This window comes from Pseudomonas cyclaminis (assembly GCF_015163715.1).
Lineage (GTDB): Bacteria > Pseudomonadota > Gammaproteobacteria > Pseudomonadales > Pseudomonadaceae > Aquipseudomonas > Aquipseudomonas cyclaminis.
The window spans coordinates 1-10647 of sequence record NZ_JADDUM010000104.1 but is presented as its reverse complement, the minus strand read 5'-3'; the positions used below and the strand labels follow the sequence as shown (position 1 = coordinate 10647).

Annotated in this window: 9 protein-coding genes, 1 other RNA gene and 1 pseudogene; 9 read left to right on the top strand and 2 right to left on the bottom strand. The window is 61.7% G+C overall.

Going from position 1 to position 10647, the window contains the following annotated elements:
* Window positions 1-81 precede the first annotated feature (81 nt).
* From IQK56_RS14665 to IQK56_RS14650, 4 genes and pseudogenes are all read left to right on the top strand, one after another.
* A complete protein-coding gene (locus tag IQK56_RS14665; protein WP_122307466.1) occupies window positions 82-1248 on the top strand; it encodes a zinc-binding metallopeptidase family protein in 1167 nt (388 codons plus the stop codon).
* 238 nt (window positions 1249-1486) lie between these two features.
* Window positions 1487-1583, top strand: an RNA gene (ffs, locus tag IQK56_RS14660) — signal recognition particle sRNA small type.
* Between the two features lie 244 nt (window positions 1584-1827).
* A complete protein-coding gene (locus IQK56_RS14655; protein ID WP_099582680.1) occupies window positions 1828-2874 on the top strand; it encodes an N-acetylmuramidase family protein in 1047 nt (348 codons plus the stop codon).
* Window position 2875: 1 nt separating this feature from the next.
* A pseudogene (locus tag IQK56_RS14650) lies at window positions 2876-3465 on the top strand (hypothetical protein).
* A 25-nt stretch (window positions 3466-3490) separates the two neighbouring features.
* On the opposite strand, the gene IQK56_RS14645 reads toward IQK56_RS14650, so the two are convergent.
* Window positions 3491-4354: a LysR family transcriptional regulator gene (locus IQK56_RS14645; RefSeq protein WP_193901745.1), complete on the bottom strand. Its 864-nt coding sequence runs from the start codon at window positions 4352-4354 to the stop codon at window positions 3491-3493.
* Window positions 4355-4456: 102 nt separating this feature from the next.
* On the opposite strand from IQK56_RS14645, the gene IQK56_RS14640 reads away from it, so the two are divergent.
* Window positions 4457-5356 (top strand): DMT family transporter, encoded by a 900-nt coding sequence (locus tag IQK56_RS14640; protein ID WP_193901744.1) that lies wholly within the window; start codon window positions 4457-4459, stop codon window positions 5354-5356.
* On the opposite strand, the gene IQK56_RS14635 is transcribed toward IQK56_RS14640, so the two are convergent.
* Entirely contained in the window at window positions 5307-6065 is a 759-nt protein-coding gene (locus IQK56_RS14635; protein WP_193901743.1) for a substrate-binding periplasmic protein, read from the bottom strand. The genes IQK56_RS14640 and IQK56_RS14635 overlap by 50 nt on opposite strands.
* 133 nt (window positions 6066-6198) lie before the next feature.
* On the opposite strand from IQK56_RS14635, the gene dnaX reads away from it, so the two are divergent.
* The 4 genes from dnaX to recR all read left to right on the top strand — a co-directional run bounded on the left by dnaX (window position 6199) and on the right by recR (window position 10490).
* The gene (dnaX, locus tag IQK56_RS14630) at window positions 6199-8259 is read left to right on the top strand and encodes a DNA polymerase III subunit gamma/tau (RefSeq protein ID WP_150761597.1); all 2061 of its coding nucleotides are present in this window, start codon (window positions 6199-6201) and stop codon (window positions 8257-8259) included.
* A gap of 44 nt (window positions 8260-8303) precedes the next feature.
* A complete protein-coding gene (locus IQK56_RS14625; protein WP_101272451.1) occupies window positions 8304-8642 on the top strand; it encodes a YbaB/EbfC family nucleoid-associated protein in 339 nt (112 codons plus the stop codon).
* A 145-nt stretch (window positions 8643-8787) separates the two neighbouring features.
* Entirely contained in the window at window positions 8788-9822 is a 1035-nt protein-coding gene (locus IQK56_RS14620) for an NADP-dependent oxidoreductase (protein ID WP_122307470.1), read from the top strand.
* A 65-nt stretch (window positions 9823-9887) separates the two neighbouring features.
* Window positions 9888-10490 carry a recombination mediator RecR gene (gene recR / locus IQK56_RS14615; protein ID WP_032887656.1) on the top strand — a complete coding sequence of 201 codons (603 nt, stop codon included), beginning with the start codon at window positions 9888-9890 and terminating at the stop codon, window positions 10488-10490.
* The last annotated feature ends 157 nt before the right edge of the window (window positions 10491-10647 follow it).

Sequence of the window (10647 nt, the reverse complement as noted above, 5' to 3'; positions counted from 1 at the left end):
GCTGCGCAGCAGCCCTATAGGAAAGTGGAACGATCCCAAGCGCTAAATGATCTAGTCTCAGTCACCCAGGGAGAGATCGCCATGTTCCGCTACTTCGAGCAACTCAGTTCGCGCATCGCCGCACCGTTCATGGCCGAATCCTCGCGTAACGGCAAGGTCTGGCAGTGCCGTTGCGGCCAGTCCTTGTTCTTTCGCAACAGCCAATGTCTGGCCTGCGCGGCGCTGCTGGGCTACCAACCCCAGCAAAGCCGCCTGTCCTCGCTGCAGCCCGGCCCCGTTGATGGCACCTGGTTGCAGGATGACAACCTGGACGCCGGTGCTTTTCGTCGCTGCGCCAACCTCGACACCCCGGCCGCCTGCAACTGGCTGATCCCGGCCCACAGCACCGCACCGCTGTGCGTGGCCTGTAGCCTCAATCGCACCATTCCCGACTTGTCGATCCCGGAAAACCACGAACGCTGGCGCAAGGTGGAAACCGCCAAGCGCCGGTTGGTGGCGCAACTGATCAGCCTGGGCCTGCGTGTCGTGCCCAAGAGCGTTGACGAAGACACCGGCCTGGCCTTCGACTTCGTCGGTATCGACCTGGAGGGCAACGCGCCCATGACAGGCCACGCCAACGGCCTGATCACCCTCGACATCAAGGAGGCCGACGACGCCCACCGCGAGAAAATCCGTGTACAGATGCGCGAGCCTTACCGCACCTTGCTCGGTCACTTTCGCCATGAAGTCGGCCATTATTATTGGGATCGTCTGATCGCCAATACCCACTGGCAGGAACCTTTTCGCACCCTGTTCGGCGACGAACGCGCCAGTTATGCCGATGCCCTCGACCAGCATTACCAGAATGGCCCGCGTCCGGACTGGCAGCAAACCTGCGTCAGCGCCTACGCCACCATGCACCCGTGGGAAGACTGGGCCGAAACCTGGGCCCATTACCTGCACATGATGGACGCCGTCGACACCGCCCTGGGCTTTGGCATGAGCGCCCGCGAGATGGACCTGGATTACCAACCGTTCCCACTCACCACGCTGTATGACCCCGAACACCCCAGCGGCCCGGCATTCCTGTCGTTCGTCAACGCCTGGATCGAACTGGCCGGCATGCTCAACGAATTGTCGCGCAGCATGGGCCAGCCGGATTTCTACCCCTTCGTGCTGCCGCCGGCGGTCATTGCCAAGCTGCACTTCATCCACCTGGTGATCCAGGAAGAGGGCGGCAGGGCGGACGAGGTGTTGCAGGCACAATGATCAGCCAATGTAGGAGGGGGCTCGCCCCCGATGACGGTGGGTCAGCTGCCTGATTTATTGGCTGGCAGGCCGCTATCGGGGGCAAGCCCCCTCCCACAGGGGATGGCGGAGAAGCTGATGACCATGGCAAGTGCTTGAGCCCCCTCGTATTTTTAATCCGGAACCAACGGTTGTAACTTCCGATGAGATCGGTACAATGGCCCCGCTTGCCGAGAGGCCAGCGTCGTTATGGTGACCCCATCGGTCCCCCCGCAACGATTACCCGTGAACCTGGTCAGAGCCGGAAGGCAGCAGCCACAGCGGGAACATTGTGTGCCGGGGTGTGGCTGGTGGGGTTGCCTCCATAACGCTCTATCTTGCAATACCCCCCTTCGATTCAAATCCAAACTTTTTATCTTCAGTCAACTGCCATGTTTTATTGCGCAGACGATGACGGCTGTTTCACAACTTTCCAAACCCTCTCTGGACAACCCCAAACCGCCTTGTTAGTTTGCGCCGGCCACTTGTTTCAGAGTATGACAAGGGCGCTGATTTGATATTGAAGTGCTATCACTTCTTTAACTAACAAGGATGTCTGTGATGAAAAGCCTGCAAGGGTTACCCCGTCTTATCACTGCGTCGGTAGGTGCGGCCGGTAAAGCCCGAAACTTGCCTGCCGATGTTCAGTGCATCCAGTACTTATTCAATTTGATCATTCCCAAGATGGGGTTCCCGCTGGCCGAAAACGGCAAGTGCGACGGCCAGTTGGTGCAATGCATCAGCCAGTACCAGTTCCGTCATCTCAAGTACGCCCACCCTGATGGCGTGATCGACCCTACCGGCCGCACCTTCAACAGCCTGATCGAGGAAGCGGTGAAAGTGCCGGTGAAGGCTTTTCCGAGCATGCGCATCCCGACCTTTCTCAACGTGTTCGGCAACAATCAGGGCGATGCTGTGCAGGCCACGGTCAATGTGTATCTGGACCGCATGCGCGCGATGATCGAGGCCGAGCGGCGTAACCGGCAATTGATGCTCCAGGCCACGTGCGACGGGGGCATGACCCTCAGTGAAACCGACTTCCAGAACGCCGCCACGCAACTGGGCAGCGGTATTTCGGTGAATATCATCAAGGCGTTCGCGACCGTGGAGTCCGGCGGGCGCTCCGGCTTCGGGCCGGCCAAGTTGCCGGTAATCGCCTTTGAAGGGCACCTGTTTCGCAAATACACCAAGCACATCTACGATCAGGCTCACCCGCTGCTGTCCTACCCCTACAAGAAAAAGGCCGGGCCGCAGTGGCAGGCGAACAACAAGGACCAGGCCAAGGCCTGGGAAACCATGGCCACCGCATTTGCCCTGGACCAGGAAGCCGCCTTGATGTCGGCTTCGTGGGGCATGTTCCAGATCATGGGCTTCAACTTTGCGTCGTGTGGTTACAAGACGGTGTTTGAGTTTTCGGCGGCATTAAAGGTCAATGCCGGCAATCAACTAAAGGCATTCCTCGGTTTTTGCAGCAAAAGCCCGGCGTTGATGAAAGCCATGAAGGCCAAAGACTTTACCGGCATGGCACGTAACTATAACGGTGAGGACTACGGCAACTACGACGTCCTTATGCAAAAAGCCTACGAAAAACTTGAAGGGAAAAAATAGGATGATCCGTTTTCTAGCGATGGGTGTGTTGTCGTTGTGCGTCGTGGCCCCTGCCATGGCCGGCTCGGCCACACTGCAATCGGGCAAGTACGAAGGGCTGATGCTGGCCGTGACGCCGGAGCATCAGGTCGAAGGTTTCTACGCGGAATCAATGGGTGAGGGCGTGACGCGCAGTTGTGCGTTCTACCTGCAAGGCAAGCCCGGCGCGCTCACCACCTGGCTCGACGACGCCTACCCTGGCAGCGTGGCGCCTTCGTCCGACGGCGTGACCCTGACCGTGGAGGAAGGCCGTCAGCATCCCGGCTGCATCACGTCCTGATGCCGGAGATTGCCACCGGCCTGGACCTGACCCAGACCGCCCGTAAGCAGTGGATCGGTCTGGTCACCGTATCTGCCGACAAGGCTTACCTGCAGAAAACGCCGGGCGCCAAGGCGGCCAAGCGCCCGTATATCGTCAAGAACGACGTGGTCGGCGTGCTGGCGTTCAAGGATGGCTGGGCCCAGGTTGAGTTCATCAATGCTGACGACCGCTCGTTCAAGGGCTGGATCAGTCAGGATCAGTACGCGCGGTTGGCTGCACCTAAAAGCTGATCTGTCACGTCAGGCTGGGCATGGATCAGCCGAACGTTTCTCGAAGTAGCCCCGCAAACGCATCCCGCGCCAAATGGCGCTGGGTGTCCTTGCGCCAGAAGAGCAGGTTGTCCACGGCCTGCAATTCGTCAAACCGATAGGACGCCAGTTGATTGGCCTGCTCATAGCGGGCCAGGATGCCTTCCGGCGCCAGCGCCACGCCAATTCCAGCACTCACGCAGCCGATAATCGTGCCCCAGCTGGCATAACTGGCGATGGCCGGCTTGACGTCGTGGGGCTTGAGCCAGTTTTCCAGCGCCGCCCGGTAAGGGCAGCCCGATGGCCACACCAGCAGCGTACGGCCCGCCAGGTCTTCGGCACTGTGGATCGGGGCGCTGGACGCGCTGGCGATCAGCACCAGGCGTTCGCTGTAGACCACGCTGTGTTCAAGTTTGGAGCGCTTGTTGCTGGCGGCCACCAGCGCCACGTCCAGGCGATGGTGTTGCAGATCGTCGAGTAACTGAGCCCAGGCGCCGGTCACCAGTTCCAGGCTGACATCCGGGTAGCGTCGATGGTATTCCGCCAGCAGCGGCGGCAGGCGGCCGCTGGCGCTGGACTCCACGGCGCCGATGCGTAAGGTGCCACGGGGGATGGCATTGGCGTCCACCGCGCGCTTGGACTCCTCCACCAACGCGAGAATGCGTTCGCAGTAGTCCAGGAAAATTTCCCCGGCCGCGCTGATGGCCAGCCCGCGCCCGGCACGGATAAACAGCGGCGTGCCCAACTCGCTTTCCAACTGCTTGATGCGTGTGGTGATGTTGGACGGCACACAGTGCAGTTGCACGGCCGCCTGGGCCACGCTGCCGGTTTGCGCGACGGCTCGCACCATTTTCAGTTGGGCCAGTTCCATTGCTCAGTTCCGCTGATTTCAGAAGTCAGAAACACTTAATTGTCCTACGGCATGCCGGGGCCAAGACTGACGGCATTCCTTCTTAGTTTCTGGACGCCATCGATGAATACCCCGTCACCCGTGAAGCTTACGCTAGTCATCGCCAGCGTGATCCTCTGTTGGGCCTTTTCACCGATCGGCGTGCACATGGGCTTGCACAGCTACAGCCCTGGCCAATTGGCGTTGCTGCGGTTTCTGATTGCCTCGGTGTTCATGGTGGGTGTGGCGCTGGTGGTCGGGATCGGTCGGCCGCGCCTGCGGGATGTGCCGTGGTTGTTGGTACTGGGTTTTTTCGGCGTTTTCTTGCACCACATGAGCCTCAATGCCGGGCAGCAATGGGTGACGGCGGCGGCGTCCAGCGTATTGGCGCAGTCGGCGCCGTTGTTCAGCGTGCTGATCGCGTTTGTCTGCTTGAAGGAGCGGGTCAGCGCCTGGCGTTGGGGCTGCGTACTCTCGGGGTTGCTCGGTGTGCTGGTGGTGATCTGGGGCGACCAGGGCGTGGGCGATATCGACCTGCGGGGGTTGCTGATCCTGCTGGCGGCGTTGTCGTGGAGCGTGTATTTCGCTGTTCAGAAGCACTATGCCCATCGCTACAGCCCGCTGACCCTGGCGTGCTACATGGTGTGGGTGGGCACCCTGATTCTCTGTGTCAACCTGCCTGGCTTGCCGGCGGCCGTGGTGCAGGCGCCGTTGCCGGAGAACCTGGCGGTGCTGGTGCTGGGTATTTTCCCCAGCGCCCTGGCCTACCTCGGCTGGGGCTATGTGCTCAAGTATGTCGAGGTGAGTCGCGCATCGGTGGCGATGTACCTGATTCCGCCGGTGGCGATGGTGATGGCGGCAACGTTGCTGGGTGAACAGATTACACGGCAGGTGGTACTCGGTGGGGTGATGGTGCTGGCCAGTGTGGCCGCCATCAGTCTGGAAGGGCGCTGGAGGCGGGCTCTCCGGTATACAACTGGATAATGTCGTCGATCTCCCTCGACATCTTCATCTTCAACAACGTGCGCAAAATCCTCTGCACCGGCACGTCCGGGTCATTGCGCACGATGCAGCCCAGGCTTTGCTCGTCGATCACGGCCACTTTGTGCAGGCGTCGGCCGACGGGCATGTTCTGGTTGAACCGGTCCAGGATCCATTCGTTGATGACCGCATACTTGAAGCGCCCGGCCACCAGCTTGTGCAGCACCTGCTCTTCGCTGCGGGCATCGTCGCGGGTGAGTTGGCCGCTGGCAAACAACGGGTCGAGGGTGGCATAGCGGTAATTGAGCACCGTGCCGATGGCCTGGGGCGCCAACTGGGTGAGGGACACCGCTTGCGCCGGGATATGGGTGCTCACCAGCACGTTGCGCTGCACCATCAGCGGCAGGCTCCAGGTGTAATCGCCGGAGAAATTGTCGACCCACGCCTGGGTGACATAGCAGCGCACATCAATCTCGCCGTGTTCCATGGCGGCTGCGATGCGTGCCCGGGCCAGCACATGGAACTGCGCCGGGTGGCCGACCTGGGTGGCCAGGCTCAACATCACGTCATACAAAATACCCTGGGTTGGCCGCCCGTTCTCCAGTTGCACCATGGGCATCGCCCAGCTGTCGGAAACCGAGAAACGCAACGGTGCAGGCGCCGCCAGGCAGACCGTGGTCATCATCCATAAAGCGCCCAGGACTACGCGCATACACTCTCCGGGTTCAGGCCTTTGAGGCGCCAGTCAGGAGAGCTTAGTCAGATTAGGCGAGCGTGCCGGATGCAATTTCCCCCTTGCTCCGCTAGCATTACCGGCTTCCGCTTCCCAGTTGCGACGGTTTTCGATGAGTTATCAGGTTCTTGCACGTAAATGGCGTCCGCGCTCGTTCCGCGAAATGGTCGGCCAGACCCATGTGCTCAAGGCTCTGATCAATGCCTTGGACAGCCAACGGCTGCACCACGCCTACCTGTTCACCGGTACTCGCGGGGTGGGCAAGACCACCATTGCGCGCATCATTGCCAAATGCCTGAACTGTGAGACCGGTATCACTTCGACGCCCTGCGGCACCTGCTCGGTGTGCCGGGAAATCGACGAAGGGCGTTTTGTCGACCTGATCGAGATCGACGCCGCGAGCCGCACCAAGGTCGAAGACACCCGCGAACTGCTCGACAATGTGCAGTACGCGCCGAGCCGCGGCCGCTTCAAGGTCTACCTGATCGACGAAGTGCACATGCTGTCCAGCCATTCCTTCAACGCGCTGTTGAAAACCCTGGAAGAGCCGCCGCCCTACGTCAAATTCATCCTGGCAACCACCGACCCGCAGAAACTTCCCGCAACGATTCTGTCGCGGTGCCTGCAGTTCTCCCTGAAAAACATGACCCCGGAGCGTGTGGTCGAGCATTTGACCCACGTGCTGGGCGTCGAGAACGTACCGTTCGAAGACGACGCGTTGTGGCTGCTCGGCCGCGCCGCCGATGGCTCGATGCGTGATGCCATGAGCCTCACCGACCAGGCCATCGCCTTTGGTGAAGGCAAGGTCATGGCCGCCGATGTGCGCGCCATGCTCGGCACCCTCGACCACGGCCAGGTGTTCGACGTGCTGCACGCCCTGATCGAAGGTGACGCCAAGGCGTTGCTCGAAGCCGTGCGCCACCTCTCGGAGCAAGGCCCGGACTGGAACGGCGTGCTCTCGGAAATCCTCAATGTGCTGCACCGCGTTGCCATCGCCCAGGCCTTGCCTGAAGGTGTCGACAACGGCCATGGCGACCGTGACCGCGTGTTGGGTCTGGCTCAGGCATTGCCGGCCGAAGATGTGCAGTTCTACTACCAGATGGGCCTGATCGGCCGTCGCGACCTGCCCCTGGCGCCGGACCCTCGTGGTGGCTTTGAGATGGTCTTGCTGCGGATGCTGGCCTTCCGGCCCGCCGATACGGCCGACGTGCCGAGACAGCCGCTAAAGCCAGTGGGGATCAGCCAGGCCACAGTTGATTCCGCCAAACCAGTGGCTGGCGCGGCGGTGGTTGCGCCAGTGGTTGCGGCCCCTGCGCCTGTTGCGCAGGCTCCTGAGCCTGAGCCCGTTGTGGTCGCGAAAGTGGTTGAGCCGGCACCGGTGGTTGAGCCCGAACCTGCGCCCGTGGTCGATCTGCCATGGAACGACCCGGTAGAGGCCGAAGCCGAGCCCGAGCAGCAGCCCGCCGTGGAGCCTGTACTGGAAACCACTGGCGAGCAGCCCGAGTTGACCCCGATGCCCGCGCCCACGCCGGACAGCGTGGTGCCGGATGCCCCGGAGTGGGTGTCCGCACCGGTGCCTGAGCCGACCGTCGCTCAGGTTGAAGCCGCAACCCCGGGCATCGACCTCGACGATGAGCCGCCGCTTGATGAAGACTACATCGAGCCGGACATGGATTCGGCCTACAGCTACCTGGATGACCTGGCCAGCGAACACACCGCCGAGCCGGCTCCTGAGCCCGAAGCGGAGCCGGCCGCCGCCCCGGCCACCGGCCTGGCGTTGCAATGGCTGGAACTGTTCCCGAAACTGCCGATCTCCGGCATGACCGGCAGCATCGCCGCCAACTGCACACTGATTTCCATTGATGGCGACCACTGGCTGTTGCACCTGGACCCGGCCCACAGCGCCCTGTTCAACGCAACCCAGCAGCGTCGTCTCAACGATGCGCTGAACCAGTACCATGGGCGCACGCTGACCATCGCCATCGAGTTGATCAAGCCCGAGCAGGAAACCCCGGCCCAGGCCGCGACCCGCCGGCGTATCAACCGCCAGCGCGAGGCTGAGGATTCGATCCACGCAGACCCGCTCATCCAGCAAATGATGCAACAGTTTGGGGCGGTCGTCCGTCACGATACTATTGAACCTGTCGAAGCCCCGGTGCCCCAAGCGTCATGACACCGGGCTACTAACTTGATCCACGTACTTTTGAGGTGATTCCCATGATGAAAGGTGGCATGGCCGGCCTGATGAAGCAGGCGCAGCAGATGCAGGAAAAGATGGCCAAGATGCAGGAAGAACTGGCCAACGCCGAAGTCACCGGTAAAGCCGGTGGCGATATGGTCAGTGTGGTGATGACCGGTCGTCACGACATCAAGCGCGTGAGCATCGACCCAAGCGTGCTGCCGGGCGTGGGTGAAGATGACCTGGAAATGCTCGAAGCGCTGTTCGCCGCGGCCGTCAACGACGCCGTGCGCAAGATCGAAGCCAACAGCCAGGAAAAAATGGGCGCCGCGACCGCCGGCATGCAACTGCCGCCGGGCATGAAGCTGCCGTTCTGATTATCCAGCGTTAGCTAGACTCCAATGCCAGGCCCAGTGCCTGGCATTTTTGTTTGTGCCTGTTCAATCGATCCCTTCAATCGAACCCTGGCACGGCACCCATGGTCTGCACCCTATACCGATCAATTCGATAAGGAGCCCTCTGATGCCTCAAGAACTGACCCTGAACCAACGCATCGTGCTGGTCTCGCGCCCCCAAGGCGCGCCCACCCCGGAGAATTTCCGCCTGGAACGCGTGAGCCTGCCGGAGCTGGCGGACGGCCAGGTCCTGCTCAAAACCCTCTACCTGTCCCTCGACCCCTACATGCGCGGGCGCATGAGCGACGCACCTTCCTATGCCGCACCTGTGGAGATCGACGAGGTGATGACCGGTGGTGCTGTCAGCCGTATCGAGCAGTCGCGTAATCCGAAATTCGAAGTGGGTGATCTGGTGGTCGGCGCTACCGGTTGGCAGAGCCACAGCATTTCCGACGGACGCAACCTGATCCCGGTGCCCAAGGGGTTGGCGAGCCCGTCCATGGCCCTGGGTGTGCTGGGCATGCCCGGCATGACCGCCTACATGGGCCTGATGGACATCGGCCAGCCCAAGGCCGGCGAAACCCTGGTGGTGGCAGCGGCGTCCGGTGCAGTCGGCTCGGTAGTCGGGCAAGTGGCCAAGCTCAAGGGCTTGCGTGTGGTCGGTATTGCGGGCGGCGCCGACAAGTGCCGCTACGTGGTGGACGAGCTGGGCTTCGATGCCTGTATCGACCACAAGAGCGCAGACTTCGCCGATCAACTGGCCCAGGCCTGCTTCAAGGGCGTGGACATCTATTTCGAGAACGTCGGGGGCAAGGTGTTCGACGCCGTGCTGCCCTTGCTCAACCCCAAGGCGCGCATTCCCCTGTGCGGCCTGATTGCCGGCTACAACGCCCATGAAGCCCCGAGTGGCCCTGATCGCCTGCCGGCGCTGCAACGCACCTTGCTGACCAAGCGGGTACGCATCCAGGGCTTTATCGTGTTCGACGACTACGGTGATCGCCAGCCCGAGTTCCTCAGTGCCATGGCGCCTTGGGTGCGTGATGGCAAGATCAAGTTCCGCGAGGACGTGGTCGATGGCCTGGAGCAGGCGCCCGAAGCCTTTATCGGTCTGCTTGAAGGGCGCAACTTCGGCAAGTTGGTGGTGCGGGTCGCGCAGGATTGAGGATTTGACGCTAATCCGGGGCGCGGGTATAAACCGCGTCTCGTTGTTTTGTCGGACCAATGCCCATGAGCTTCAGCCCCCTGATTCGCCAACTGATCGACGCCCTGCGCACGTTGCCGGGCGTCGGCCAGAAAACCGCCCAGCGCATGGCGCTGCAACTGCTGGAGCGTGATCGCAGCGGCGGCACCCGGTTGGCCCAGGCTCTGAGCCAGGCCATGACGGGCGTCGGCCACTGCCGCCAGTGCCGCACCCTCACCGAAGAAGACCTCTGCCCGCAGTGTGCCGACCCGCGCCGCGACGACACGTTGCTGTGTGTGGTGGAAGGTCCGATGGACGTCTATGCAGTGGAGCAGACCGGCTATCGCGGGCGCTACTTTGTGCTCAAGGGGCACCTGTCGCCGCTGGACGGCCTTGGCCCGGAAGCCATCGGCATTCCGCAACTGGTAGCGCGCATTGAAGAGCAGGGCACTTTTACCGAGGTGATCCTGGCCACCAACCCGACCGTGGAAGGCGAAGCCACCGCCCATTACATCGCTCAACTGCTGAGCAACAAAGGCCTGATCACTTCGCGTATCGCCCATGGCGTGCCGCTGGGGGGCGAGCTGGAATTGGTGGATGGTGGCACCCTGGCCCACTCCTTCGCCGGTCGCAAGCCGATCGCCCTCTGACGATCAGCGCAGGACTGAAAATGTGGAAGGGGGCGACAATTCGACTTGCCCCCGAAGGCGGTGGATCAGTTAACAAATTCTTTGACTGAAACACTGCAATCGGGGGCAAGCCCCCTCCCACCTCTGATCTGTGAATACATTCAACATGTGGGAGGGG

Excerpts from the sequence above, each read along its gene's own strand:
- IQK56_RS14655 (WP_099582680.1), top strand. The coding sequence starts at position 1,828 with ATGAAAAGCCTGCAAGGGTTACCCCGTCTTATCACTGCGTCGGTAGGT.
- IQK56_RS14665 (WP_122307466.1), top strand. The coding sequence starts at position 82 with ATGTTCCGCTACTTCGAGCAACTCAGTTCGCGCATCGCCGCACCGTTC.
- dnaX (WP_150761597.1), top strand. The coding sequence starts at position 6,199 with ATGAGTTATCAGGTTCTTGCACGTAAATGGCGTCCGCGCTCGTTCCGC.
- IQK56_RS14635 (WP_193901743.1), bottom strand. The coding sequence starts at position 6,065 with ATGCGCGTAGTCCTGGGCGCTTTATGGATGATGACCACGGTCTGCCTG.
- IQK56_RS14625 (WP_101272451.1), top strand. The coding sequence starts at position 8,304 with ATGATGAAAGGTGGCATGGCCGGCCTGATGAAGCAGGCGCAGCAGATG.
- IQK56_RS14645 (WP_193901745.1), bottom strand. The coding sequence starts at position 4,354 with ATGGAACTGGCCCAACTGAAAATGGTGCGAGCCGTCGCGCAAACCGGC.
- recR (WP_032887656.1), top strand. The coding sequence starts at position 9,888 with ATGAGCTTCAGCCCCCTGATTCGCCAACTGATCGACGCCCTGCGCACG.
- IQK56_RS14620 (WP_122307470.1), top strand. The coding sequence starts at position 8,788 with ATGCCTCAAGAACTGACCCTGAACCAACGCATCGTGCTGGTCTCGCGC.
- IQK56_RS14640 (WP_193901744.1), top strand. The coding sequence starts at position 4,457 with ATGAATACCCCGTCACCCGTGAAGCTTACGCTAGTCATCGCCAGCGTG.